Origin of the sequence: Streptomyces sp. NL15-2K (assembly GCF_030551255.1) — a bacterium.
GTDB lineage: Bacteria > Actinomycetota > Actinomycetes > Streptomycetales > Streptomycetaceae > Streptomyces.
On the sequence record NZ_CP130630.1, the window covers coordinates 10,341,109 to 10,364,988 of the forward strand.

Annotated in this window: 25 protein-coding genes and 2 pseudogenes; 14 read left to right on the forward strand and 13 right to left on the reverse strand. The window is 69.8% G+C overall.

Annotation, left to right across the window (positions count from 1 at the left end):
- Positions 1-285 precede the first annotated feature (285 nt).
- From dmpG to mhpD, 3 genes are read right to left on the reverse strand one after another with little or no spacing between them, the layout of a single operon-like run.
- The gene (gene dmpG, locus Q4V64_RS45095; RefSeq protein ID WP_303714442.1) at positions 286-1,293 is read right to left on the reverse strand and encodes a 4-hydroxy-2-oxovalerate aldolase; all 1,008 of its coding nucleotides are present in this window, start codon (positions 1,291-1,293) and stop codon (positions 286-288) included.
- Positions 1,290-2,288 (reverse strand): acetaldehyde dehydrogenase (acetylating), encoded by a 999-nt coding sequence (locus Q4V64_RS45100; protein ID WP_124437968.1) that lies wholly within the window; start codon positions 2,286-2,288, stop codon positions 1,290-1,292. Before Q4V64_RS45100 ends, dmpG begins: the two co-directional genes overlap by 4 nt.
- A complete protein-coding gene (gene mhpD / locus Q4V64_RS45105) occupies positions 2,285-3,121 on the reverse strand; it encodes a 2-keto-4-pentenoate hydratase (RefSeq protein WP_124437967.1) in 837 nt (278 codons plus the stop codon). Before mhpD ends, Q4V64_RS45100 begins: the two co-directional genes overlap by 4 nt.
- Before the next feature lie 102 nt (positions 3,122-3,223).
- On the opposite strand from mhpD, the gene Q4V64_RS45110 reads away from it, so the two are divergent.
- The 4 genes from Q4V64_RS45110 (at position 3,224) to Q4V64_RS45125 (ending at position 7,729) form a co-directional block, all read left to right on the forward strand.
- The gene (locus Q4V64_RS45110; protein WP_124437978.1) at positions 3,224-3,949 is read left to right on the forward strand and encodes an IclR family transcriptional regulator; all 726 of its coding nucleotides are present in this window, start codon (positions 3,224-3,226) and stop codon (positions 3,947-3,949) included.
- Between the two features lie 162 nt (positions 3,950-4,111).
- Positions 4,112-5,893, forward strand: a complete 1,782-nt coding sequence (locus Q4V64_RS45115; RefSeq protein WP_172629037.1) for an FAD-dependent monooxygenase — start codon at positions 4,112-4,114, stop codon at positions 5,891-5,893.
- A complete protein-coding gene (locus Q4V64_RS45120) occupies positions 5,890-6,771 on the forward strand; it encodes an alpha/beta hydrolase (RefSeq protein WP_124437966.1) in 882 nt (293 codons plus the stop codon). The genes Q4V64_RS45115 and Q4V64_RS45120 overlap by 4 nt, the downstream gene beginning before the upstream one ends.
- A 13-nt stretch (positions 6,772-6,784) precedes the next feature.
- Positions 6,785-7,729: a 3-carboxyethylcatechol 2,3-dioxygenase gene (locus Q4V64_RS45125; RefSeq protein WP_124437965.1), complete on the forward strand. Its 945-nt coding sequence runs from the start codon at positions 6,785-6,787 to the stop codon at positions 7,727-7,729.
- Positions 7,730-7,814: 85 nt separating this feature from the next.
- On the opposite strand, the gene Q4V64_RS45130 is transcribed toward Q4V64_RS45125, so the two are convergent.
- Entirely contained in the window at positions 7,815-8,564 is a 750-nt protein-coding gene (locus tag Q4V64_RS45130) for a GntR family transcriptional regulator (RefSeq protein WP_124437964.1), read from the reverse strand.
- A gap of 252 nt (positions 8,565-8,816) precedes the next feature.
- Between Q4V64_RS45130 and Q4V64_RS45135 the strand changes: the two genes are divergently transcribed.
- Positions 8,817-9,428 carry an isochorismatase family cysteine hydrolase gene (locus Q4V64_RS45135; protein ID WP_124437963.1) on the forward strand — a complete coding sequence of 204 codons (612 nt, stop codon included), beginning with the start codon at positions 8,817-8,819 and terminating at the stop codon, positions 9,426-9,428.
- A gap of 72 nt (positions 9,429-9,500) precedes the next feature.
- Positions 9,501-10,607, forward strand: a complete 1,107-nt coding sequence (locus tag Q4V64_RS45140) for an alcohol dehydrogenase catalytic domain-containing protein (RefSeq protein WP_124437962.1) — start codon at positions 9,501-9,503, stop codon at positions 10,605-10,607.
- Positions 10,608-10,636: 29 nt separating this feature from the next.
- Here the strand turns inward: Q4V64_RS45140 and Q4V64_RS45145 are convergent, their stop codons facing one another.
- Positions 10,637-10,810, reverse strand: coding sequence for a hypothetical protein (locus Q4V64_RS45145; protein ID WP_172629036.1), 174 nt, complete (start codon positions 10,808-10,810; stop codon positions 10,637-10,639).
- 1,157 nt (positions 10,811-11,967) lie between these two features.
- Between Q4V64_RS45145 and Q4V64_RS45150 the strand changes: the two genes are divergently transcribed.
- Positions 11,968-12,600 carry a GntR family transcriptional regulator gene (locus tag Q4V64_RS45150; RefSeq protein ID WP_172629035.1) on the forward strand — a complete coding sequence of 211 codons (633 nt, stop codon included), beginning with the start codon at positions 11,968-11,970 and terminating at the stop codon, positions 12,598-12,600.
- A gap of 6 nt (positions 12,601-12,606) precedes the next feature.
- Here Q4V64_RS45150 and Q4V64_RS45155 read toward each other — a convergent pair.
- Positions 12,607-12,753 (reverse strand): annotated as a pseudogene (locus tag Q4V64_RS45155) (transposase family protein); the annotation flags it as partial.
- A 68-nt stretch (positions 12,754-12,821) separates the two neighbouring features.
- Between Q4V64_RS45155 and Q4V64_RS45160 the strand changes: the two are divergent.
- Positions 12,822-13,256 (forward strand): ATP-binding protein, encoded by a 435-nt coding sequence (locus tag Q4V64_RS45160; protein WP_172629034.1) that lies wholly within the window; start codon positions 12,822-12,824, stop codon positions 13,254-13,256.
- On the forward strand, positions 13,253-13,921 hold the full coding sequence (locus tag Q4V64_RS45165) for a response regulator transcription factor (protein ID WP_124437959.1): 669 nt from the start codon (positions 13,253-13,255) through the stop codon (positions 13,919-13,921). Before Q4V64_RS45160 ends, Q4V64_RS45165 begins: the two co-directional genes overlap by 4 nt.
- A 96-nt stretch (positions 13,922-14,017) precedes the next feature.
- Here the strand turns inward: Q4V64_RS45165 and Q4V64_RS45170 are convergent, their stop codons facing one another.
- Complete coding sequence (locus tag Q4V64_RS45170; protein WP_124437958.1) at positions 14,018-14,368, reverse strand: hypothetical protein; 351 nt, start codon at positions 14,366-14,368, stop codon at positions 14,018-14,020.
- Positions 14,369-14,412: 44 nt separating this feature from the next.
- Complete coding sequence (locus Q4V64_RS45175) at positions 14,413-15,228, reverse strand: sulfotransferase (RefSeq protein WP_124437957.1); 816 nt, start codon at positions 15,226-15,228, stop codon at positions 14,413-14,415.
- A gap of 314 nt (positions 15,229-15,542) precedes the next feature.
- Here Q4V64_RS45175 and Q4V64_RS45180 point away from each other — a divergent pair, with 314 nt between their 5' ends.
- From Q4V64_RS45180 to Q4V64_RS45190, 3 genes are all read left to right on the forward strand, one after another.
- Positions 15,543-17,615, forward strand: a complete 2,073-nt coding sequence (locus tag Q4V64_RS45180; RefSeq protein WP_172629033.1) for a protein kinase — start codon at positions 15,543-15,545, stop codon at positions 17,613-17,615.
- 279 nt (positions 17,616-17,894) lie between these two features.
- The gene (locus Q4V64_RS45185) at positions 17,895-18,536 is read left to right on the forward strand and encodes a sigma factor (RefSeq protein ID WP_124437956.1); all 642 of its coding nucleotides are present in this window, start codon (positions 17,895-17,897) and stop codon (positions 18,534-18,536) included.
- Positions 18,503-19,276 carry a hypothetical protein gene (locus Q4V64_RS45190; RefSeq protein ID WP_148100366.1) on the forward strand — a complete coding sequence of 258 codons (774 nt, stop codon included), beginning with the start codon at positions 18,503-18,505 and terminating at the stop codon, positions 19,274-19,276. The genes Q4V64_RS45185 and Q4V64_RS45190 overlap by 34 nt, the downstream gene beginning before the upstream one ends.
- Before the next feature lie 221 nt (positions 19,277-19,497).
- Here Q4V64_RS45190 and Q4V64_RS45195 read toward each other — a convergent pair.
- From Q4V64_RS45195 to Q4V64_RS45210, 4 genes and pseudogenes are all read right to left on the reverse strand, one after another.
- A pseudogene (locus Q4V64_RS45195) lies at positions 19,498-19,728 on the reverse strand (response regulator); the annotation flags it as partial.
- The gene (locus tag Q4V64_RS45200; RefSeq protein WP_124437954.1) at positions 19,682-20,413 is read right to left on the reverse strand and encodes a phosphatase PAP2 family protein; all 732 of its coding nucleotides are present in this window, start codon (positions 20,411-20,413) and stop codon (positions 19,682-19,684) included. The pseudogene Q4V64_RS45195 and the gene Q4V64_RS45200, both read right to left, overlap by 47 nt.
- Entirely contained in the window at positions 20,410-21,015 is a 606-nt protein-coding gene (locus Q4V64_RS45205) for a phosphatase PAP2 family protein (RefSeq protein WP_124437953.1), read from the reverse strand. Before Q4V64_RS45205 ends, Q4V64_RS45200 begins: the two co-directional genes overlap by 4 nt.
- The gene (locus Q4V64_RS45210) at positions 21,012-21,680 is read right to left on the reverse strand and encodes a DedA family protein (RefSeq protein WP_124437952.1); all 669 of its coding nucleotides are present in this window, start codon (positions 21,678-21,680) and stop codon (positions 21,012-21,014) included. Before Q4V64_RS45210 ends, Q4V64_RS45205 begins: the two co-directional genes overlap by 4 nt.
- Before the next feature lie 116 nt (positions 21,681-21,796).
- Between Q4V64_RS45210 and Q4V64_RS45215 the strand changes: the two genes are divergently transcribed.
- A complete protein-coding gene (locus Q4V64_RS45215; RefSeq protein ID WP_095748310.1) occupies positions 21,797-22,168 on the forward strand; it encodes a BlaI/MecI/CopY family transcriptional regulator in 372 nt (123 codons plus the stop codon).
- The gene (locus Q4V64_RS45220) at positions 22,165-23,094 is read left to right on the forward strand and encodes a M48 family metalloprotease (protein ID WP_124437951.1); all 930 of its coding nucleotides are present in this window, start codon (positions 22,165-22,167) and stop codon (positions 23,092-23,094) included. The genes Q4V64_RS45215 and Q4V64_RS45220 overlap by 4 nt, the downstream gene beginning before the upstream one ends.
- Positions 23,095-23,259: 165 nt before the next feature.
- Here the strand turns inward: Q4V64_RS45220 and Q4V64_RS45225 are convergent, their stop codons facing one another.
- On the reverse strand, positions 23,260-23,787 hold the full coding sequence (locus tag Q4V64_RS45225; RefSeq protein ID WP_124437950.1) for a DUF2231 domain-containing protein: 528 nt from the start codon (positions 23,785-23,787) through the stop codon (positions 23,260-23,262).
- Positions 23,788-23,880: the final 93 nt, after the last annotated feature.

A 23,880-nucleotide genomic window follows, 5' to 3' on the forward strand; every position in this document is an offset into this window, starting at 1 on the left:
GAATGGGCCGCCTTCCTGGCCACACTTCGCCGGCGACGACTGGCAGACGCCGGCCGGGGTGACCGCCGCCGACTGGCCCCCGCCGGCACCGGCGGCGCGGAGGTGCGCACCTGGATCGCCGCGGCCGTCGCCGGAGGGGGACCCTGGCCACGGTGGTCTACCACCCCGTACGGGAGTGGATCACCGGCATGGGGATCGCCGCCGGCGGGCCCTCGTCGAGGCGTGAACCGAGCACGGGGTGTGGCGGGTGCGATGTGCACCCGCCACACCCACGCCAGGAGCTGATCAGCCCTGGGACGTGAGATCGAGGGCGATGTCGGTGATCATGTCCTCCTGGCCGCCGACCATCTTGCGGCGTCCGGCCTCGACCAGGAGGCTGCGCGTGTCGAGGCCGTAGCGTTCAGCCGCCGTCTCGGCGTGGCGCAGGAAGCTGGAGTACACGCCTGCGTAGCCGAGGCTGAGGGTCTCGCGGTCCACCCGTACCTCGCGGTCCTGGAGCGGTCGTACGAGATCGTCGGCCGCGTCCATGAGGGGGAACAGGTCGCAGCCGTGCTCCCAGCCCATCAGGTCGGCGACCGCGATGAACGCCTCCAGCGGACAGTTGCCCGCGCCCGCGCCCTGGCCGGCGAGGGAGGCGTCCACGCGGGTGACGCCGTTCTCGACGGCGACGACCGTGTTGGCCACACCGAGGGCGAGGTTGTGGTGGGCGTGGATGCCGAGTTCGGTGTCCGGGTCGAGGACGTCGCGGTAGGCGCGGAAGCGGTCCCGCACGCCGTCCATCGTCAACCGGCCGCCGGAGTCTGTGACGTAGACGCAGTGGGCGCCGTAGGACTCCATCAGCTTGGCCTGGCGGGCGAGTTCGGCCGGTTCGGCCATGTGGGACATCATCAGGAACCCGGCGACGTCCATGCCCAACTCCCGTGCGGCGGCGATGTGCTGGGCGGAGATGTCGGCCTCGGTGCAGTGCGTGGCGATGCGTACGGAGCGGATGCCGAGGGAGTGCGCCTGCTTGAGATCGTGGATCGTGCCGATGCCGGGCAGGAGGAGTGTCGTGGGGATCGCCTGGCGTACGGCGACCACGACCGCCTCGATCCACTCCCAGTCGGTGTGGGCGCCGACGCCGTAGTTGACGCTGGAGCCGGACAGGCCGTCGCCGTGGGCGATCTCGATGGCGGCCACGCCGGCCGTGTCCAGGGCGGCGGCGATGGTACGGGCCTGGTCGACGGTGTAGCGGTGCCGGACGGCGTGCATGCCGTCCCGCAGGGTGACGTCCTGGACGTAGAGACGGGTCATCGGGAGGCCACCTCCGTGGCGATGGGGGTCCCCCCGCTCGAGCGAAGCCGAGAGTGGGGGAGGGCGGCCATGCGCTCCGCGGTGCGCAGCGCGGCCGAGGTCATGATGTCGAGGTTTCCGGCGTAGGCAGGGAGGTAGTGGGCAGCTCCCTCGACCTCCAGGAAGACCGAGACCTTGAGGGCCTCGCCCGTGCCCGGGGCGGTGAGGGTGTGCAGCGGGTCGTCCGCCGGCACGCGCTCGAACTGCACCTTCTGCTTGAGGCGGTAGCCGGGCACGTACGCCTGGACGCGGGCGACCATCTCCTCGACCGACGCCGTGACGGCCTCGGTGGCGCAGTCCGGGACCAGACAGTGCACGGTGTCCCGCATGATCAGCGGTGGTTCGGCCGGGTTGAGGATGATGATGGCCTTGCCGCGCGCGGCGCCGCCCACCTTTTCGATGGCCGCGGACGTGGTCTCGGTGAACTCGTCGATGTTGGCCCGGGTGCCTGGTCCGGCCGAGCGCGAGGCGATGGAAGCGACGATCTCGCCGTAGTGGACGGGCGCCACGGCGTTCACCGCGGCGACGACGGGGATGGTGGCCTGGCCGCCGCAGGTCACCATGTTGACGTTGGAGGCGTCCAGGTGGTCGTCGGCGTTGACCGGCGGGACGACGTACGGCCCCAGTGCGGCGGGGGTGAGGTCGACGACCGTCTTCCCGTGCTCACGCAGGACTTGGTCGTGGCGGCGGTGGGCGCCCGCGGAGGTGGCGTCGAAGACGATGCTCACGTCCTGGAACTCGTCCATGGCGACCAGGCCGTCGATGCCCTCGTGCGTGGTGGCGACCTTGAGCCGGCGTGCGCGGGCAAGACCGTCGGAAGCCGGATCGATGCCCACCATGGCGGCGATCTCCAGGCTCTCCGACAGCCTGAGCAGCTTGATCATGAGGTCGGTGCCGATGTTCCCCGAGCCGATGACGGCCACCTTGGTACGGGGTGAAGGGGGCGCGGTGGTCACTGGTGCTCTTCCTTCCGGTCGGGAGCGGGGGGTGCGAAGCCGACGCGTACGGAGCCGAGTCCCGAGATGGCCGCTTCGAAGCGGCTCCCGGGAAGGGCGGCGGTCATGGGGCCGAGGGCGCCGGTCAGCACGACATCGCCGGCACGCAGCGGGTTGCCCATCGCGGCCAGCGTCGACGCGAGCCACATGGCCGCGTTCAGGGGGCTGCCGAGGCAGTCGGCGCCGGTGCCCTGGGAGACCTCCTCGCCGTCGCGGGTGAGCGTCATGCGCACCGCGCGAAGGTCGACCGAGGTCAGGGGCACCGGGGTGCCGCCGAGGACGAACAGGCCGGAGGAGGCGTTGTCGGCGACCGTGTCGACCAGACTGATGTCCCAGTTCGCGATCCGGCTGTCGACGATCTCCAGAGCCGGGAGGGCGAAGTCCACGGCGCGCAGCACGTCGGCGAGCGTCGTCTCGGCGTGCGGCAGGTCCGAGGCCAGGACGAGCGCGACCTCCGCCTCGATCTTGGGCTGGAGCAGCCGGCCGCGCGGCACGGTCCCGCCGTCGGGTACCGCCATGTCGGACAGCAGGGCCCCGAAGTCAGGCTGGTCCACTCCCAGCTGCCGCTGAACGGCCGGTGAGGTCAGACCGATCTTGCGCCCGACGAGACGACGTCCCTGGGCGAGCCTGCGGTCGACGTTGGCGCGCTGTACGGCATAGGCGGCGCTGAGGTCTCCGGCGGGCAGGTGGTCGCGTACCGGCGGACATGGTGTGCCGGACTGCTCCGCCGCCCAGAGAGCGTCGGCCGTTTTGCGCGTCTCCGGGGAAGGCGCGTCGGGGGAAGGGGACGGCATGGGTAACCTCCGGGGGTGCGGGTGGAAGTAATCCCTGGATAGACGACACATGGCCGATGGGGCAAAGTTTGTTCCATGTCACGGAACAGTGCGAACGGCACCATGCTGGAGAAGGCAGTCCTCATCCTGGAGTGCTTCAAGCCCAGCGGCGGACCGTTCCGGCTCACGGAACTGGCAGAGCGCGCGGGCCTCGCCAAGAGCACCACGTCCCGGCTGGTCGGCTCCCTGCTGCGTCTCGGCCTGCTTGAGCACATTGACGAGGGTTATCACCTCGGGGGAAAGCTCTTCGAGCTGGGATCGCTCGTGCCGCGCCGCCGTGACCTGCGCGAGGCGGCTCTTCCGTTTCTGCAGGATCTGTTCGAGGCGACACACGCCACCGTGCATCTGGGAGTGCGCGAGGGCAACGAGGTCGTCTACGTCGAGCGGATCCACGGCCACGACTCCGTCGCCCTCCCCTCACGCATCGGCGGCAGCCTGCCCCTGACCTGCACCGCCGTGGGCAAGGCTCTGCTGGCCTTCTCACCTGCCGAACTCACCGACGAGGTGCTCGCGGGCCCGCTGCCCCGGCTGACCCGCTACTCGGTGACCGACCCGGCCAGACTTCGTGTCGCACTTGAGCAGGCCCAGGTATCGGGCCTCGCCTACGAGGAGCAGGAGGCCGCCGAAGGGGTCGGCTGTATCGCGGCGCCGGTGTTCGGGGCGGGTGGCAGGGCTGTCGCGGCGCTGTCGGTGGCGGTGCCCAGGGCGAGCTTCCACCCTGCGCGACTGGCCCCGGCGGTGCGCACCGCCGCGCTCGGCCTGTCCCGGACGCTGCGAAGCGGTGGTTGAGCACGGCGCTGGCGAGGGGGTTGTGTTCACCGGAAACCCGATCTAGCGTTACTGGCATGCTAGTACGCCAGCTTTGATGACGGCTGGACCGGCGGGAAACCGACCCGCCGACGAACCCGCGGCCGCTGCGGGCATGGGCATCTCCATTCATCGAGGGACGAGATGATCGACAACGAAGTCTTTGATGCCGACGTTCTGGTCGTCGGCGCCGGCCCCATGGGGGCGACCACAGCTCTGGCACTCGCCACCTACGGCGTGCGTGTCGCGATGGTGTCGCGCTGGCCATGGGTGGCCAACACACCCCGCGCCCACATCACCAACCAGCGCGCGATGGAGGTGCTGCGGGACCTCGGGGTGGAGGAAGAGGTCCTGCGGGTGGCGACACCCTGGGACCAGATGGGCGACATGCTCTTCGCCACCAGCCTCGCCGGGGACGAGATCGCCCGGCTGCGCGCCTGGGGCACCGGCGACGCGCGCATGGGCGACTACCTCAGCGGCAGTCCGTGCCCCCTGCTCGATGTCGTCCAGCCCCTGCTGGAACCGATACTGGTGCACAACGCCGCCGCCCGGGGAGCCGACCTCCGCTTCAACACGGAGTACCTCGGGCACGAGCAGGACGGCCAGGGCGTCACCTCACGGCTGCAGGACAGGGTCACCGGCCACGAGTACACGTTCAGGACGCGCTACCTGGTGGGCGCCGACGGCGCCCGCTCGCAGATCGCGGAGGAGATAGGGCTGCCCTTCGAGGGCCGCCTGGCCCGCGCCGGCACGGTCTACGTCCAGTTCGAAGCGGACCTCGACCGGTATGTGCGGCACCGGCCGAGCACACTGCACTGGATCGCGTGCCCGGCGGGCGAGTTCGGTGAGATCGGCATGGCGGTCCTGCGGGCGGTCCGCCCCTGGGACGAGTGGATCGCCGGCTGGGGCTTCGACATGGCCCAGGGTGAGCCGGAGCTCTCCCCGGAGGTGCTCATCGACCGGGTCCGCACCCTGATCGGGGACCCGGACATCGAGCTGACGATCCGGAACGTCTCCACCTGGTACGTCAATCAGCAGCACGCGCTGGACTACGCGAAGGGGCGGGTCTTCTGCGGGGGCGACGCCGTTCACCGGCACCCGCCGAGCAGCGGCCTGGGGTCGAACACCTCCATCCAGGATGCGTTCAACCTCGCCTGGAAGCTCGCCTATGTCGTGCGGGGGCATGCGGCGCCGAGCCTGCTGGAGTCGTACTCACCCGAGCGGGCCCCGGTCGGCGCGCAGGTCGTGGCCCGTGCCAACCAGTCCCGGCTGGATTACCGGCCGCTTCAGGACTGTTTCAAGGACCCCGGCGCGGAGGACCCTTTCGCCGCCGGGATGCGCAGGCTGAAGGACCCCGGACCCGAGGGCGTACGAGTACGTGAGGCGCTCTATCAGGCGCTGGCGCTGAAGCAGACGGAGTTCAGCGCACAGGGAACGGAGCTCAACCAGCGCTACGAGTCGTCCGCGGTGGTCCCCGAACCCGATGCCGAACCGGAGGAGTGGAAGCGGGACCCGGGCCTGTTCCTGCAGGCCACCACCCGTCCGGGTGCCAAGATCCCGCACGCCTGGCTGGTGGGGCGGGACGGTAGGCGCCTGTCGACGCTGGACATCACGGGCAAGGGCGAGTTCAGTCTCGTCACCGGCATCGCGGGACAAGCCTGGGCCCAGGCGGCGGCCGAACTCGAAGCCCCGTATCTGCGCACCGTCGTCATCGGGGAGCCCGGCAGCGCCGACCCGTACGGCGAGTGGCACGGCGTCCGCGAGCTCCCCGAAGCCGGCGCGCTGCTCGTGCGCCCCGACGGATACGTCGCCTGGCGCCACAGCGAGCCGGTCGATGACACCGCAGACGCTCGGAAGCTCCTGGAACAGGCCCTGCGCGCGGTGCTCGGCTGGGAGACGATCACGATGGAGGAAGTGAACCGATGACCCACGACACGTACACGAGCGTCTGGTCCGACCTCACGCAGGTCGAGTTCAGCCAGGGATTCCTGCAGGCCGGCCCCTACCGCACGCGCTACTTGCACGCGGGCGACGACTCCAAGCCCGTCCTGCTGATGCTGCACGGCATCACCGGGCACGCGGAGGCGTATGTGCGCAACCTGGCCGCCCACGCGGAGCACTTCTCGGTCTGGGCCATCGACTTCATCGGTCACGGCTACTCCGCCAAGCCCGATCACCCGCTGGAGATCAGGCACTACATCGAGCAGGTCAACGCCGTCCTCGACACCATCGGCACGGAGAAGGCGTACTTCTCGGGAGAGTCGCTCGGCGGCTGGGTCACGGCGGCCTTCGCCGGCCGGCAGCCGGAACGGGTGGAGCGCGTCGTGCTCAACACGATGGGCGGCACCATGGCCAACCCCGCGGTGATGGAACGGCTGTACACGCTGTCGATGGAGGCCGCGAAGGATCCCTCCTGGGAGCGCGTACAGGCGCGTCTGGAGTGGCTGATGGCCGACCCGTCGATGGTCACCGACGACCTCATCCGGACCCGGCAGGCCATTTTCCAGCAGCCCGACTGGATCAAGGCGTGTGAAGCGAACATGGCGCTGCAGAATCTGGAGATCCGCAAGCGGAACATGCTCTCCGACGACGACCTGCGCGCGATCCAGGCCCCCGCCCTCGTGCTGTGGACCACGAAGGATCCCTCCGGTCCGGTCGACGAGGGCCGTCGCATCGCCGACCTGATTCCCCATGGTCGCCTGGCGGTGATGGAGAACTGCGGCCACTGGCCCCAGTACGAGGACGCGGAGACGTTCAACCGCGTTCACCTCGACTTCCTCCTCGACCGCGCTCAGGAAGACTGAGGGGTACCGGACCATGCCTCTCGCACTGCTCTGCATGTCGCACAGTCCGCTGCTGGAGTTCACGCATCCCCCTCAGGAAGTGGCGGAGGACGTGGACGCCGCCTTCGCCGCGGCGCGAGGGTTCGTGAAGGACTTCGCCCCCGACCTTGTGACGGTCTTCGGGCCGGACCACTACAACGGCTTCTTCTACGAGCTGATGCCGCCGTACTGCATCGGCCTCCAGGCCCGGGGCGTCGGAGACTTCGGCACGGCCGAGGGACCGTTGAACGTCCCACGGGACACGGCTCACGAACTGGCCCAGGCAGCCATGGACGCCGGCGTCGACCTCGCGGTCTCCCTCCGCATGGAGGTCGATCACGGGATCGTCCAGCCCCTGGAGATCCTGTTCGGGGCGGCCGACAGCGTCCCCGTGGTGCCCGTCTTCATCAACAGCGTCGCGCCGCCCTTCACTCCCGTGGAGCGCGTGCGTGCCCTGGGGCAGGCCCTGGGCTCCCGGCTGGCCCGGAGCGACCAGCGGGTACTTCTCGTCGGATCCGGCGGGCTGTCCCACGACCCGCCGGTGCCCAGGCTCGCCGGTGCGACGCCGGAAGCCGAACAGCGGCTCATCTCCAACCGCAACCCCACGGCGCAGATGAGAGCGGCCCGCCAGCAGCGGGTCATCGACGCGGCCGCGAGTTTCGCGGCCGGTGACACGGAGCTGCGGGACCTGAACCCTGAGTGGGACAACCGGTTCCTCGACCATCTGGCCGCCGCCGAGTTCGACGCGATCGACGCGTACAGCAACGACGACATCGTCGCCCAGGGCGGCAACTCGGCCCAGGAGATCCGCTCGTGGATCGCCGCCTACGCGGCTCTGTCGGCCGCGGGCCCCTACCGGATGACGTACCGCTACTACCGTCCGATCAAGGAGTACATCGCCGGTTTCTCGGTGACGACGGCTCTCCCCGGCGCCGGGTGAACCGAACCGCGGGACGCAGGTTCCCGTCATCCTCGTGCGGTGCCAGGAACCTGCCGGCGACGCTGTGCCGGCGCGGCAGATCGTTTCAGAGCTGCTGGGGACGCATGACCGACAGCGTGCCCAGGATGTGCAGTTCCATCTCCCGGCGAGCGGTGCCGGCGTCTCGGTCCCACAACGCCTTCCGGATGGTCTCGTGGTCGTCATGACGAGCGTCGAGCGCGGCGTGCAGAGGGTGATCGGCACCGGAGGTGTTGATCAGGAAGTCGCTGAGATCCCACATACGGTGGCTTATCTCGCCGACCACAGCGGTACCCGCGAGCGCGTGGATGCGGGCGTGGTACTCGCGATTGAGGAGACGATAATGATGCGACCGCGCCACGGGATCGGTTTCGGAAGCAAGGTGTCCGATACGCGCCGAGACAGCGTCAAGTCCGCGTAGCCCGGCCTTCGTGCAACGCGTTGCCGCGAGGCCGGCGATGGTGCCTTCCATGCTGGCGAACAGGGCGAAGAAATCCTGGACTTCCTGCAGCTCGTAGCGGGCCACCTCGCAGCCGACCTGCGGAATGATCGTCACCAGTCCGTCCGCGGACAGCAGGCGCAACGCTTCCATCACCGGCTGCTTGCTCACACCCAGTTCGGCCCCCAGCTCGACTGCGGACAGCCGCTGCCCCGGGCCGTAGCCGCCCTCCAGCAGTCGCTCCTTTATCTGCTCGTAGGCCAGCGATCCGAGGCGCATCGGAGCGCGGCCGCGGGCGCCGCGGGCAGGGGTCCGCGCTCCAGTGATGGCCTCCGACCTGCGGTGACCGCTCTGGGGCTGGGTGTCTTCCCTTGCCATGCGGTGTCACCCGTGCCTCTCGGTGCGTGTCTGCGAATTCGTGTGTCCAAGGTATTGCCCGCAGGTGTTACCGAGGATACGTTTTCGTTCTAGAACGCTAGCATGCCAGTCCATAGGGCAGGCTCGCCGTTTCGAATATGTGCGGCGTGCGCTCTCAGGTCCCGCACGGCCGCCCACCGCAAGCGATTTCGGCTCCGGCCCCGCCCCTTCCCCGAATCCCAGCTGCCGTCCACTCACCGACCGGAGGTCGCCATGACCGAGCTAGACCCTTCCCGCACCGCTGTGATCAACGTCCACTGGCAGCGGGACATCATGAAGGCCGACGGGGCCTTCGGCCCGTTCTTCGCAGAGCCCGCCGAACGGCGCGGTGTCGTCGCCGTCACCGACAGGCTCAACCGCGCCGCCCGTGACGTCGGCGCCACGGTCGTCCACTCCCGTGTGGCGTTCCGGCCCGGGCACGCCGACCTGTTCGTGAACTGCCCGCTCCTCGCCCTCGTCGCCGAGCACAAGGCACTCGAAGACGGCAGCGCAGGCGCCGCGATCATCAAGGAACTCACTCCCGAGCCCGGCGACCTCGTGGTCACCCATCCCCGTCTCACCGGATTCCACGGCACCGACCTCGACGTCCTGCTGCGCGGCAAGGGCATCGACACCGTGCTCTTCACCGGCGTCGCCACGAACATCTCCGTGGAAGGCACCGCACGAGAAGCCGTCAACTACGGCTACCGGACCGTGATCGTCTCCGACGCTTGCTCCGCGGCCTCCGACGAGGCCCACCAGGCGACGCTCGACTCCTTCGCCTTGCTGGGTGAGGTGAGCACCGCCGACGCCCTGGTGGCGGCCCTGTCGGCCCACCCGCAGTAGCCCCCCGCCCGCCGCCCGGTCGTCCCACCGCACCGCACCCCACCGCACCCCAGCATCCAGGAGACATCACCCATGAACACCATGCTCACCGCCCGGCTGCACGAGATCGGCGCCGCCATGCAGCTCGACCGGCTGCCCGTCCCCGAGCCACGGCCCACCGACGTACTCGTCGAGGTCAAGGCGTGCAATGTCGTACCGAATCTGGGCAACGTACTCACCACGTACGCCGAGTGGTTCCCCTACCTGCCCCTGCCGAAGCTCCCGGCGGTCTTCGGGCTCGATTCCGCAGGCGTCGTCGCGGAGGTCGGCAGCCTGGTCACCGACGTCAAAGTAGGCGACCGCGTCTACGTCAACCCCGGACTGTCCTGCGGAGCCTGCCGGGCATGTCGTCGCGGTGAGGACCCCAACTGCGACAGCTACACCTTCATGGGCTACTTCTCCTTCGGCGCCGACGGCCAGGACCGGTTCGACGCCTACCCCTACGGCGGGCTGTCCGAATTCCTCACCGCGCCTCAGCGCAACCTCGTCAAACTGCCCGACAGCGTCACCTTCGAGCAGGGAGCTCGCTTCGGCTACCTGGGAACCGCCTTCTCGGCACTGCGCAAGGCCGGCGCCGGGCCGGGCCGCACCGTGCTCATCGACGGAATCTCCGGAACCCTGGGGCTGGGAGCCTGTCTCATCGCTCTCGGCCTCGGCGTCAGCCGCATTTTGGGCACCGGGCGCAACGCCGCCCTGCTGCAGGATGTGAAGGACCTGGCACCTGACCGGATCGACGTGCATGCTGCCGGCACCGGATCGCTGAACGACTGGGTACGTGAGCGCACGGACGGCGACGGAGCAGACATCCTGATCGACAGCCTCGGTCCCGGCAGCCCCGAGGAGTCCTTCGTCGAGGCGCTCTCCTCCCTGGGCCGTGGCGGGGTCGCGGTGAACATCGGAGGCATGATGGGGCGGCCGGCACTCGACCTGTTCGCGTTGATGTGCTCGCAGATCAGCGTCATGGGCAGCCTCTGGTTCTCCACCGGGGAGGCCCAGGACATGGCTGACATGGCCGGCAGTGGAGTGCTCGACCTCTCCATCTTCGAGCACCACACCTTCCCGCTCGAGAAAATCAACAGTGCCCTCGCCGATCTGCCGTCCCGGCACGGCGGATTCACGAACTTCATCTGCACGCCCTGAGGACGGTCGCTTCGGCCGTGACGGGTCGGTTACCTCGAGAGCTTCCGCTCCACGAGCAGGCCCCGGGGCCGCACCGCCGCGGCGAGGGCACGGTGTCCGGCCTGCTCAACGAGCACGACCCGGTCGGTCCCCCGCCCGGACACACTGCCACTGCCCATCTGCGCCGCCAAGGTGGCGGCGCGACGGTCCACGAGGGCGGCCATGGGCTTCGTACCGGGCCGCTTGCAGAGCCTCGCTGACCGGATGAGGCTCGGCCACGAGCCAGGTGGGTTCTCCGCCGCAGGCCAGCAGCTCGCAGGGCGTCGTCGAGGCGGCCACCGGCACTATCACAGCGACAGAAGTGTCGGTGATCCACTCAATGATCGGCTCTCGGGGCGCCAGGAATCCGGGAAGCTCCATGACGAGCAGACCCCCGGAGCCACGCTGAAGTGGGCCGTCGGCCGTGCGACCAGCCACTTCGGCACACCGGCCTGTCGCCCGCTTACGAACACGCGCCCGGTCCCGTAACAGGGGCCACTGCGACCCGCTGGTGCTCTGCGCAGCCGCTCTTGGCCCCGGTGTCCGCCCGAGGGTCAGAAGGCGAATGCTAGCATTCCAGCAGAGGGCGGTGCGGCGAGTCACCGCAGCCTTGGCCCCTGCCATCGCCGACGGAGGTGCCGCCGTGGACTCGGGCCGATGGAACACCGTGGTTGTCCCAAGCTGTCCGCTGCTCTTCGCCGGAGCCGTGGTCGCGGCATCTTGGGCCAAGGAGAACAGCTATGGGTTTCTCTCCAGCATCTTCATCGCAGTGGGCGCGATGGCTTTCGGATGCGGGTCAGTCATCGCGAGGCAGGCATTCCTGCGACGGCGGCGACCGGCGGCGACCGGCTACGAAGAGCACTGACACGCCAACGCAGCCGTATAGCTGATCAGGGTTGCGTGGCTGCCTGTGTCCGCCCTGTGCCGGCGGGGAGCGCTGTCGGATGCCGACGCTCTCGCCCTCCAGACTCCCTGGGCATCCTCACGGCGCGGCACGGGAGTGGTGGTCAAGCCTGTTCGCCGAGGAATTCCAGGGCGAGCTTTTTGAAGATGGCCGTCCTGTTTCCGCCACGGCCGGCGGGCCGCGGCGTGGATGACCTCGAAGCGGGCGTTGCGGACCGCTCTGCCGCCTCCAGGCAGGCACTCGCGCCGCCGCAAAGCATTCTGGCTTCAAGCAAACAGAAAGTGACGCCGACCACATCGCGGGGCGATACGTTGGGGCCGTGGTTTTCTGAAGCGTGAGCAATCGTCGACGGCACCACTGGGGGAACCGCACATGATCAGGCATGCGGCCACAGGAGAGATGGGAGCGCGAGGCTCGCGGCGGCTGGGAGTAGGCAGCTTGAGCTCCCAGGTTCACGCGGCGATCAAGGAGCGGCTGCTGGAGGGGGCGTACAAACCAGGTCAACGACTTTCCGCGGCCGAACTGGGCACCGAGTTCGGTGTGAGCAAGCAACCCACCATGGAAGCCCTCCGCCTGCTGTCCGCCGACGGACTCGTAACCATCGTGCCGCAGGTCGGCTGCGAGGTGGCGACCTACGAACCGCAAGAGGTCGAGGATTTCTTCGCGCTGTTCGCCAGTATGGAGGGCACCATTTCCGGTCTGGCCGCGAGCCGCCGCACGGAGGCCGGCCTAAGGCAACTGGACGCGATCTCCGGACGCATCGGTGACCTGACGGCCGAGACCGACCCGGCCGCGCGCTCGCACGGATACCGCGTCCTCAACCGTGATTTCCACGCCCAGATCCATGCTCTGGCGCACTCGGCTGTCGTCGCCGAGGTCAGCCATCGCATGTGGGACCTCAGCGACTTCCTCATCAACACTTCCGGTGCCGTCTTCCCTCTGCACGCCGCACTGGAGGATCGCCACCATGATCACGAAGTCATTCGGCAGGCGCTGCGGGACCAGGATACGGAGGCAGCTCGACAGGAAATGGAGCGCCATGTCCTCGGAACCTTGACGATCATGCACTGAGGTCTTTCAGCGTGGCCGCTCCAGGGTGAGGACGGCAGCGGCGATTGACGTCATTCGATTCGGGCTCCACCGGAACCTGCGGAAGATCCGCCATGACTTCAGCCGTGCGATGCCACGCTCGACCGATGCACGGGCTGCGGAGAGCGCGCGGTTACCCGGCCGCAGCCGGGGACGGCTCTCGGTCGCCGGGCTGCTGTGCTACCGGCCCGGCCCGCCCGCCTGTGCTACCGGCTGCGTCGGCACACCGGCCACCGGCGCCGGGGCTCGAGCGGCTCGCCGAGCTGGTCGACCGGTTCGCCGGCGGCGATGTGGAGATCACGCTCCGGCGAGAGGGAGAGCCGGACGGGGTGCCGCCGGTGGTAGGGCTGGCCGCGTACCGGATTGTGCAGGAAGCGCTGACGAACGTGCTCAGGCACTCCGGTGCCCGGCACGCGGCGGTGTCCGTCGTTCGGGGGGACGGTCGGCTGATGGTGGAGGTGGTAGATGACGGTTTGTCGGCCACGCCCCCGGCCGGGAGCGGCTTCGGGCTGGTCGGGATGCGGGAGCGAGCATCGGCGGCCGGGGGCACGATCGACTACGGGACGGTGCCCGGCGGCGGTTTCCGGGTGCGGGCCGAACTCCCGGCCCGCGGCGGCGACGGAGGGGAGCGACCGTGACCGTGCGCGTCGTGCTTGCGGACGACCAGACCGTCGTACGCGCCGGCTTCCGAGCCCTGCTGGATCTGACCGATGACCTGGTGGTGGTCGCGGAGGCGGCAGACGGGCAGCAGGCCGTCGAGGCGGTACGGCTGACCCGGCCCGACGTCGTCCTGATGGACATCCGCATGCCCGGCGTCGACGGCATCGAGGCCACCCGCCGGATCGCCGCCGACGGCGCGCTGGACGGCGTACGGGTGGTCATGCTCACTACGTATCAGGTCGACGCCTACGTCTTCGAGGCGTTGCGAACCGGCGCGGCCGGCTTTCTGCTGAAGGACATCGAGCCGGACGAGCTGCGGGCGGCGATCCGGACGGTCGCCGCCGGACAGAGCCTCCTCGCTCCGGCGGTGACGCGCTCGGTGGTGGAGGAGTTCGCCCGGCTGAAAGGTCCGGAGGCGGCCGGTGCCGAGCGGCTGGCGGTGCTCACCGAGCGGGAACGGGAGGTGATGGCGCTGGTCGCGGCCGGGCTGAGCAACGAGGAGATCGGCCGGGAGCTGCTGATGAGCCCGCTGACCGCGAAGACCCATGTGAGCCGGGCGATGACCAAACTGGGAGCGCGGGACCGGGCTCAGCTGGTGGTTCTGGCGTACGAGACGGGGCTGGTCAGGGCGGGGGAGCGCTGAGCGAGGAGTGCCGATGTGGTTCATCGGCCAGCGCGGTCGGCGACCCGGTTGGACAGGCCCGGCCCGGTGCGGCAGCGGTCCGGATCCTGCCCCGTGTCAGGCTTCCGGTTCCGGCACGAGCGCCGATCGGTTGTGCACGACCAACAGGCTGTGCAACGCGGCAGCCGAATCCTCCGAGCTGTCCCACCCGGCGACGCACACCTCGACGTACCGGGTGCCGCTCGCCTCATGACGGGCACGCACGGCGGCCAGGCCCTCGGGGGCGCACGGGACGATCGCCACGATGCCGTTACGGGCCAGCACCTCGGCCATCAGGCCCGTACGCTCGGCATCCATGGCGGGGCCGTGGAACCGGTCGAGCACTTCGACCCGACGCTGTTCGGCCAGCAGCTGTTCGGCCAAGGCGTAGGCGGCCGCCCGTCGGTCGGCCGTCGTCCGGCCGGTCACCCAGATCGTGGCTCCGGGGCAGGTACATCGGCACTTCACGTCGCTCAGCACGGATATCCCCAGGCATGGGTGATGTTGCGCAGAGCCGCAGGGATGTCCTGCGGATCCGGGAGGGGCCGCGCTTTTTGGATCTTCCCGGACTTGATGTTCTCGCTCCAGTCGCCGATGAACGGCACGAACGGCCCGTGATCGCCCTTTCGGTAATCAAGCATTTTCGATGTCCAGGGGATACCGAGATAGGTGCAGATCTCCCGAGTGACCGCCTCGGGTTTCTCGGTCAGTTCCTCGTAGCGGACCGTGAGACCATCCAGCCCGCCGCGGGCCGCCTCGACAGCTTCGACGTACATGCGCACCTCGCGCACGGTCGCCTCCAGGTCGCGGTCGGGGCGGTTGTTGATCAGCGAGCTCACCATCGATGCCGGGTGGCGCAGCAGGAAGATGTAGCGGGCCTTCGGCCAGCCCTCGCGCAGCCGTTCCCAGACGCCCGCGTTGCCGGGTGTCTTGTCCACGATGATCTGCTTGCCGCTGCGCGCGAGTTCCCGGTGGAGGATGCGGTCCCGCAGGAGATACTCCAACTCTCGCTGGTCGAGGTCCAGTTGGGTCATGGCCTTCTGGGTGTACGGCTTGGTGAGGTCGACAGAGAGGGTGCGCAGGTGCATCTCGTGGGGGGCCCGGATCTGCGGGTGGCTGTTGAGCAGGACCCGCAGCAGCGTGGAGCCGGAGCGCACGGAGGAGATGACGAACACCGGGTCCGGCACGAGGCGGTGGGCCGACTGCGGCGCCGGGGGCTCGGCCGCCTTCCGCATCCGCCGCCGTACTCCGCGGGCCACGCGGCGCACTCCCGAACCGCTCAACGCCATACCCGGTGCCTCCCTGCCCGCCTCGTGTCCGGAGCCTTACCTTCCCATTGAATACTTGACCATAGTGGGTGCAGGTCCTGGATTCGCCATGGTCCGGGAATGAGAATCCCGTGAGACAAACGCGATGACGGAAATAGTCTGGCACCGGAAAATTCAAGGGCAATACGCATGTTTGCCTGATATGCCCTCAGGGTGTCGGCAGCATCTTGGGACCGTCTGAACGAGAGCTACTCCCCTGGGAGTAGTCGCCGACTCCCGAGGGCGGATGTCCGGATGGTCCGGGCTTCTTACCGTCGTCGGCGTGATCGAAGCACGTGACCTCAGTGAAAGGTGCCGTCACCGCTGTCGTCGGCGTCCTGCTCCTGCCCTCCGTCCGGCGGCCGGCGAAACACGACACCCGCACTTCCGAGAGGACCTTCGCCATGCCGTGGAATCCCTCCCGCTTACGTCTGCTCCTCGCCCTGGTCGTCGCCGACCTTCTGCTGCTGATCGGGGTTTCCGCCACGGACGCCGAGGCGACCGCTCCCGCGGCGCACGGTGCCCGGGTCACCGCCGAGGAGAAGGCAGGTGAGCGTCTGGTCGACCTCACCGTCGACTCACCGGCTCTGGGCCGGGCCGCGAAGGTCCGGCTGCTGACCCCGGACGGCTGGCAGGAGCGGCGGCCGGGTGAGAGCTGGCCGACGCTGTACCTGCTGGTCGGCGGTGACGGCAATTACAAAGCCTGGACCGAGGACTACGACCCCCGCCTGCACGACCTGCCCCAGCTGCGCGACGTCCTGGTCGTGATGCCGGAGATGCCGCTGTTCGGCTTCTACAGCGACTGGCACAACGGCGGCCGGGGCGGACCGCCCGCGGTGGAGACGTTCCACCTGAAGGAGGTGCGCCCACTACTGGAACGCCACTACGGGGCGGGGAGTCGTCGTGCGGCCGCGGGGGAGTCGCAGGGAGGGTTCGGCGCCGTCTCTTACGCCGCGCGTCACCCGGGGATGTTCCGTGCCGCGGCGAGCTTCAGCGGCTTCGTACATCCACTCCAGCACCCGCATGCGATCCGGGCCGCGATGACGTACCTGGGCCTGGACTGGACGGCACTGTGGGGCGACCCGGTCGCCCAGCGCACCAACTGGCAAGCACACGACCCCTATTACCTGGCCGACCGGCTGCGCACCACACCTGTCTATCTCTCCAGCGGTGACGGCACGGCAGGCTCCCTGGACCCGCCCGGTACCGAACCCGACCCGGACATCCCCGGCCTGGAAGACCCTGCCGATCCGTTCCCCGAAAACGCGATCTCCCCCACGGAGACGCTCATGGAACGCGAGTCCCGGGCCCTGGCCGCCCGCCTGAACCATCCGCACGTGGTGAGCGTGTACGACTTCGGTTCCCATGACGGCCGGCTCTACCTGGTCATGGAACTCGTCGAGGGCTGGAGCCTGGCTCAGGAGCGGTCCCTGCGCGGCACCCTGGTCCCGCAGGTGGCGGCCGCGATTGCGGCACAGGTGGCGGCGGGCCTGTCGGCCGCACACAGTCAGGGCGTGATCCACCGGGACATCAAGCCCGCCAACGTCATGATCTCCAATGACCGCCTCGTGAAGATCACGGATTTCGGTATCGCCCGCTTCGCCGACAGTGCCGACAGCACCGTGACCGCCACCGGCAAGATCCTCGGCACCGCCGACTACCTGGCCCCCGAGCGGGCGCTGGGGCGACCCGCGCAGCCCGCATCGGACGTCTACTCGCTGGGCTGCGTGCTGTACGAGCTGCTCACCGGCCAGCCGCCGTTCCGTGGCACCACCTCGCTCGCCGTCGTGCAGCAGCACGTCGACGCCGCCCCGATGCCGCCGGCCCGCCTGCGCCCCGAGATACCGCAGCCGCTCTCCGACTACCTGCTGCACCTGCTCGCCAAGGCCCCCGGGCACCGGCCGAGCGCCGAGCAGGCAGCCACCTGGCTCAGCACGCAGGAGCAGGTGCCGTCCCCGACCGAGCCGGAGAGCACCGCCCCCATGCCCGCTCCGGTCGCCCCTGCTCCTGTACCGCCGCGCCCGGCCGATGCCCGCGCCACACACTCGCGGCCGCGCGGCCGGCGCAGGCTCGTGCCCAAGGCTGCGCTGGGCGGCGGCGCCGTGGTCCTGTTCGCCACTGCCGCCGTCATCGGAGCATCACTGAACTCAGGCGACGACAGTCCGGCACCCGCGACTTCGCCGACGCGGACGACATTGCCGACACCGACGACCGTTGTGTCCGTACCCGCCAGTGAAGCCCCTGCCGCTACGCCACCGGCTGCTTCGCCGTCCACCCCAGTGCCTCCAGCGCAAGACCATGGGGACGGCGAGGATCACGATGGCGAGGGCAAGCACGGCAAGGTAAAAGGCAAGGGATCCGACGACTGAGCCAGCGCCGTAGGGACCGAGGCCACGTACCCACGGGGCTGCGCACGCCGGTGCTGATCCGGTCGCTGATAGACACCAACGCGGCACAGGAAACGGCACGGCACCGGGCAGGGATCACGTCACCATCCAAAGGGGGTCCCGGGACCACCCTCTTGCGGGCACACGGACACGGGCGTGCTTGCGTGTCATGGTTGTGTGGCCTGGCCACCGATCATTTGGAGGGTCCGTGTGACGTGCCGTACGCTCCGGGGCGTTGCTCGGCCAGTGGGGGGACGGATCGTGGGAAAGGGAGGGCACGCTCAGCGCGTTTCGGCCGACGATCTGGCACTGCGCACAGCGGTTGCCCAGGCCCAGGACGGTGACGAGGCCGCGTTCTCCGCGCTGTACCGATTGATACAGCCGGGCCTGCTCGGCTACCTGCGCGGGACCGTGGGTGAGCGCGCCGCGGACGTCGCCGCCGCTGCCTGGCGGGAGATCGCCCGCGAATTGCCACGGTTTCGTGGCGACGGGCACGGATTCCGCGCCTGGACGGCGCACATCGCCCGACGCCACGCGCGCGGCCACCTCCGACCTCGCGGCCCATCGCCCCGCTCGGCAGGAAGCCCCTCGACGCCGCTGACCGGGGACCACATCGCCCACGCCCTGCCCGGAACCACGCTGTCCGCCGAGACCGCCCAGGCCCTGGTCACCCGCCTGCCCCGCGCCCAGGCCGAGGCGATCCTCCTCCGCCATGTCGTACGTCTGGACGAGCGCGCGGCTGCCCGGGTGATGGGCAGGCCCAGCGCCGTCGTACGGGTCCTGGCCCGCCGTGGCGTGAAGAACCTGTCCCACCTGCTCGGCCCCGACGAAGTGAGACAGGATGTCGCGCGGACGCTGGGGGAACCGAGATGGACACCCCTCGAAACGGAGACGAACGGTTGAGCGGCGAGGCCCACAAGCCCGAGGCCGCCCCACGCCTCGGCCACCCGACCGAACGCAACGACACGTCCGGCCTGGACCGCACGGCCGAACGGATCGGTGAGGCACTGCGGCAACAGCCCGTGGACGACAACGCGGAGCAGGCCGCCCTTGCCGCGTTCCGAAGCGCACGCACGGCGAGCGACGGGGTCCTGCGCACCCGGCGCCGGGACGACTGGCGCCCGAGGACCAGCAAGCAACGCTGGGCACGCGGCGGGGCACTCGCCCTCGTGCCGGGCCTGCTGCTGGGCGGCATCGCCTTCGCGTCCATCGGCGTGGTGGACAGCGGGCAGCACGATACTCCCGAAGCCGGCACCAGTCACAGCACGCCTCGGCCGCCCACACCCACGCCCGGCGAACAGGGCTCTCCTGCCACCGGGTCCGACACGGCACCCGCTGCCTCTTCCTCACACCCGGGCACCGCGAAGGCCGTTGAGGCGCACTGTCGCGCCTACGAGAAGGTCAAGGACCGTGGCCACGCGCTGAACGCCACGGCATGGCAGCGTCTCGTCCGCGCCGCAGGCGGCGAGCAACAAGTCGCTGCCTACTGTGCTCAGTTGACGGGATCGGCGAATGAAGCGACCCCGGCGCCGACGAAGACGAACAAGACCGAGAAGGCAAGGAAGGCAGAGAAGACAGGGAAGAGCCAAGGAAGGTTGAGCGCCGAGGCCAAGCCGTCGAAGGGGACCTCCAACCGGCCCTAGGCAGCACCCGATCCGAGGCGGAGCTACTCATCAACCGACGGTCCGGACCTGCCACACCGCAAGGGGCCCTCTTCCTGCCGGGCTGACCAGGCGGGAAGAGGGCCCCCGGCGTCATGCGTCCCTGATCCGAGGGCGGTTGGGGTTACTTGGTGTAGACGAGGCCGTCGGTGTTGATGGTGGGACGGCCGCTGGTGCCGACGACGACGGGTGATGGGCCGTCAGATGATGGGGGAGAGGAATCCGTTGGCGCGCATGGCCTGGCAGACGTCCCTCCCGTCGGCGTCGGGCAGTCCGACGTCGAGTACGGCGGCGGCGATGTCGTCGGTGGCCAGGCGCAGGGCGGTTGCGCCGTCGGGCGCGGGCGCCGTGTCGAAGTCCTCGTCGCGCAGTCCGCGCACCAGCACGTCATGCAGGGCGTGATCGTCCTCGACGACCAGGATCTTGGGGTGCATGGTCCTCCCTCGGTTCTGGTGCCGTGTCCGGCGTACCGGGTATCAATCGCTCGGGCAGCCACCAGGCCATCGCGCAGAGGCACACGCCCAGCCAGCCGAGGGCGAACAGCCAGCCGCCGACGACATCGGTGAACCAGTGCACCCCGAGGTAGACGCGGGTCAGCCCGACCAGCGCACCCCAACCGACGATGACCAGGGTGAGCGGGGTCCTGCCGCGCGGGCTGCACACGCGGACGGCGATGACGAGCAGTCCGGCGGTCAGGGCCGCGGTGGTGGCGTGACCGGACGGGAACGCCCACCCCGAAGCGTGCGCTGCCCAGTCCGCGTGCGGCGGCCGGGGCCGGGCGACGAGCGTCATCACCACGTGCCGCAACGCCTGACCCGCCCCGAGGCAGGCCAGACAGAGCGCGACGGCCACCATCCGCTGCCGCAGCGTACGCCCCGCGATGATTCCGGCTAGCACGGCCAGCAGATACGGGACGACAGCCGTCCCGCTGGCGGTCAGTCCGCGGGCGAACGCCACCGCCATGTCCGGTCGGTGGCCGACGGACCAGGAGAGAAGGTCGCCGTCCGCGAACTGGGGCACGCCGTCGCGGCCGACGACGACCATGGTCAGCACGCCGAACGCCGTCCACGCGCCGAGTCCGGTGCTGCCGGCCAGCTCGGCCAGATCGCCGCGCTTCATGTGGCCACCAGCAGTGGACGCAGCCGGGTGGCCGTGATGCGTTGGGCGAGGGCCTGTGGATTCCGCCGCAGCGCGGTCATCGCCAGCAGCGCTGTCAGGGTGCCCACCGTGACACCCGCCACTACGTCGTGGGGGTAGTGTGCGCCGACCCAGACACGCGAGGCCGCCATCGCGCAGGCGGCCACCACGGCGACCGCGCCGAGTCGACGGGAGACGAACAGCAGGGCGACGGCCGCCGCGGCGGCGATTGCCGCATGGTTGCTGGGGAAGGACCAGTCGCCGGGCGCCGGACACGCCTCCAGCGGGGTCACATGCAGGCTCTGGCAGGGCCGGTCCTCGCGCACCAGCAGCTTCAGCCCCGTATCCACCCCGTAGGCCAGAACCACGATGAACGGCACGGCGAGCGCTGTCACCGAGGCCCTGACGCCCACCCGCCGGGCACCCCACCAGCCGATGACCATGAGCACGGCGAACAGCCCAGGCCCGTACGTCGACCAGGCCGACACCGCGTCGTCCAGCCACGCAGGGGATTGCCGGGCGAGGTTGACCACGTCGGTGTAGGCAGAGCCGTCGATCGACGAGCCGTCGAAAGCGAGGATCATCCGCGGGTCTCCTTCGCCTTCGCGTCCCGGCGCGAGCGGTACACCTCGGAAGCGAGCGGAATCAGCGACAGGGCCACGATCGCCGCGACCATCGGCAGCAGATACCGGTCCACGTTCGGTACGGAGGAGCCCAGCGCGTATCCCGCCAGCGTGAGCCCCAGGCTCCACACCAGCCCGCCCGTCACCTGCCAGACGGTGAACGTCCGCACTGGTACCGCCAGTGCACCCGCCGTCGGGTTCAGCACTGTCCGCACCACTGGAACGAAGCGGGCCAGCACGATCGCCTTCGCATGCCCGTAGCGCTCCAGCAGCTCCTCCGCCCGTCTCGCCCCCTCGTGCAACCGGGCCGAACGACTGCGTGCGAGCAGGGCGCCGCCCGCCTTCCGGCCGAGGAGATATCCGCACTGCGAGCCCACCAGCGCCCCCACCGCCGCGGCGACCAGCAGTGGGGCAAGAGACAGCTTCAGCCCGCGGTCGGCGGTGCCGGTGCACAGCAGACCGGCCGTGAACAGCAGCGAGTCGCCCGGGAGGAAGAAACCGATCAGCAGGCCCGTCTCGGCGAACAGCACCACACCCACGCCGAGCACGCCGAAAGTGGACAGCAGCGACTGGGCATCCAGCACGTTGACAGCGAGCTGCGACGATAGGTGCATGGGTGTGGTCATCGACGAGAACCCCTTCGTCCGGATCATCGGATGCGGCGGAACGGCACCCGACAAGCGACTACAATGCTGTAGACGGTCTACTGGACTGTAGACGATAGCGGGGTGAGGAAGGTTCCATGACCGACGCGAAGGACGAGAGGCGGCCGGCGGGCGAGCTCGAGGCCGCCGTCATGGCCGCCCTGTGGGCCGCCGGGGCCCCGCTGACCGCGGGCCGGGTGCAGACCGAACTCGGCTCCCAACTGGCCCGGACGACGGTGACGACCATCCTGACCCGTCTGCACGAGAAGGGCGTCGTCGGCCGTGAACGGCAGGGGCGCGGCTATGCCTACTTCCCCGTGCAGGACGCTCCCGGCCTGACCGCCCGGCGCATGCACACCGAACTCGACCGGGACACCGACCGGGAGACGGTCTTGGCGCGCTTCGTCGCCCAGCTCAGCCCCGACGACGAGCAGCTCCTGCGCCAGCTGCTGGAGGGTGAGGAGCGATGACCGCTCTGCTACTGGTACCGCTGCTCCTGCCCTTCCTCGCGCCGGCGCTGGCCCGCCGCACCCTCGATCGCCTGGCTCCTGTCACCGCACTGTGGGTCCTCACGGCCTCTGTGCTGGCCCTGGCGGGCGCCTGCGTGGCCGCTCTCGGCGCCCTGGTCCTGATCGGACTGCTCAAACTTCCCGCATTCGCCGCACTCGGCGAACTCGTCCACCCCCTGCGCACGCCGTCGGACTTCCTCGTCGTCCCCGCGGCCACGGCGGCCACCGGAGTGCTCACCCTCAGTGCCTGGACCCTCGCACGCTCGGCCCTCCGCCAGGCCCGCCTGTTTCGCACCGCCCGCACGCAGGCCGACCGCCGCCCCGCCGCCGGCGACCTGTGCGTCATCGACTCACCCCACCCGGACGCGTACGCCCTGCCGGGACGGCCCCACCGGATCGTCGTGACCAGCGCGATGCTGCGCAGCCTCGGCCCCGCCGAACGCGAAGCCCTCTTCGCCCACGAACGAGCCCACAACCAGGCAGGCCACCACTACTTCCTCGCCGCCGCCGAACTCGCCGCTCACTGCCACCCCGCCCTGCGCACCATCCGGGCCACCATCCGGCTCACCGCCGAGCGGGCGGCCGACGAGGCCGCCGCCACCACACTCGGCGACCGGCGCCTGATCGCCACAGCCATCGCCCGCGCCGCCCTCGCCGGCCAAGCCTCCCGATCCACCCGCCCCGACTTCGCACCCGCGGCGACGACCGGCCCCGTTCCCCAACGCGTCGCCGCCCTCCTCACGCCCTCCGAGCGGCGCTCGCGCGCCACGCGCTGTACTGCGCTTCTACTCGCCGCCTGCGCGGTCCTGTCGGTCTGCGCCGGGGCAACCGGCGTGCTCGCCTTCCATCACCAGGTCGAAGTTGCCCAGGGAGAGGAGAGCCACTGACCGGGTTCGGGCCTCGCAGCTGACTGCGTCCGTTCCGCACCGGACTCTCCCTTGGAGCCGCTCGCCCTGGACACGGTGATCTAGCCGCCAGTGACCTTCGCGTCGACCAGCTGCGTCACCCGATGAGCCGCCATTCGGCCGTGAGCGCGTCTGGGCAGGCGCGTGTCAGTTGCGCTCCTGCTGGGGAATGGCGGAGTAGCCGTCGTGCCAGGCGGCTTTGGCGCCGGAGTCCCCGATTCGGTAGACCTGTATGCCTGCGCCCATGCCGACGACGAGCGACAGTGCGGCGGCGGCGATGCGCAGCGGAAGGTGCACCGTGGCCAGGGCCCCGCCGGCGGATTGCACCGCATCGGGGGTGCGGGCGGCGGCGCGGCGGTACGTCCACCACACGGCGGTGGCCAGCACGAACAAGGCCACCGCCCAGGGGAGCAGTTGGTCACCGAGTTCGGCGTGTTTGCGGACCAGGGCGTTGCTGTCCACGTGTTGTTCCAGCCACTCGCCGGCATTTGTCGTCAGTGGCACGCTCACCAGGGATACCAGGGCGAGGATCGGCAGTGCGAAACCGAATCGGCGCATGAGCGACGGCCGGACAGCACACAGGACCAGACAGAGTGCGGTGAGGGGCACCAGGACCACGACGACGTGGACGAACAGGACGTGTGCGGGGATGCCGTTGATGAGATGGGGTCCCACAGGGGGCTCCTTCGAGGTGGGTGTTCAAGGGCTGGAGGGGACAGGCGGGGCTCGGGCAACTCGGTCGGCCGTGGTGTGGAAGCCGCGGCCGTA

What these genes read in the sequence shown, in the direction of transcription:
- dmpG (WP_303714442.1), bottom strand. Translation starts at nt 1,293, where the DNA reads ATGACCCGTCTCTACGTCCAGGACGTCACCCTGCGGGACGGCATGCAC.
- mhpD (WP_124437967.1), bottom strand. Translation starts at nt 3,121, where the DNA reads ATGCCGTCCCCTTCCCCCGACGCGCCTTCCCCGGAGACGCGCAAAACG.
- Q4V64_RS45110 (WP_124437978.1), top strand. Translation starts at nt 3,224, where the DNA reads ATGCTGGAGAAGGCAGTCCTCATCCTGGAGTGCTTCAAGCCCAGCGGC.
- Q4V64_RS45115 (WP_172629037.1), top strand. Translation starts at nt 4,112, where the DNA reads ATGATCGACAACGAAGTCTTTGATGCCGACGTTCTGGTCGTCGGCGCC.
- Q4V64_RS45120 (WP_124437966.1), top strand. Translation starts at nt 5,890, where the DNA reads ATGACCCACGACACGTACACGAGCGTCTGGTCCGACCTCACGCAGGTC.
- Q4V64_RS45125 (WP_124437965.1), top strand. Translation starts at nt 6,785, where the DNA reads ATGCCTCTCGCACTGCTCTGCATGTCGCACAGTCCGCTGCTGGAGTTC.
- Q4V64_RS45130 (WP_124437964.1), bottom strand. Translation starts at nt 8,564, where the DNA reads ATGGCAAGGGAAGACACCCAGCCCCAGAGCGGTCACCGCAGGTCGGAG.
- Q4V64_RS45135 (WP_124437963.1), top strand. Translation starts at nt 8,817, where the DNA reads ATGACCGAGCTAGACCCTTCCCGCACCGCTGTGATCAACGTCCACTGG.
- Q4V64_RS45140 (WP_124437962.1), top strand. Translation starts at nt 9,501, where the DNA reads ATGAACACCATGCTCACCGCCCGGCTGCACGAGATCGGCGCCGCCATG.
- Q4V64_RS45145 (WP_172629036.1), bottom strand. Translation starts at nt 10,810, where the DNA reads ATGGCCGCCCTCGTGGACCGTCGCGCCGCCACCTTGGCGGCGCAGATG.
- Q4V64_RS45175 (WP_124437957.1), bottom strand. Translation starts at nt 15,228, where the DNA reads ATGGCGTTGAGCGGTTCGGGAGTGCGCCGCGTGGCCCGCGGAGTACGG.
- Q4V64_RS45190 (WP_148100366.1), top strand. Translation starts at nt 18,503, where the DNA reads ATGGACACCCCTCGAAACGGAGACGAACGGTTGAGCGGCGAGGCCCAC.
- Q4V64_RS45200 (WP_124437954.1), bottom strand. Translation starts at nt 20,413, where the DNA reads ATGAAGCGCGGCGATCTGGCCGAGCTGGCCGGCAGCACCGGACTCGGC.
- Q4V64_RS45205 (WP_124437953.1), bottom strand. Translation starts at nt 21,015, where the DNA reads ATGATCCTCGCTTTCGACGGCTCGTCGATCGACGGCTCTGCCTACACC.
- Q4V64_RS45210 (WP_124437952.1), bottom strand. Translation starts at nt 21,680, where the DNA reads ATGACCACACCCATGCACCTATCGTCGCAGCTCGCTGTCAACGTGCTG.
- Q4V64_RS45215 (WP_095748310.1), top strand. Translation starts at nt 21,797, where the DNA reads ATGACCGACGCGAAGGACGAGAGGCGGCCGGCGGGCGAGCTCGAGGCC.
- Q4V64_RS45220 (WP_124437951.1), top strand. Translation starts at nt 22,165, where the DNA reads ATGACCGCTCTGCTACTGGTACCGCTGCTCCTGCCCTTCCTCGCGCCG.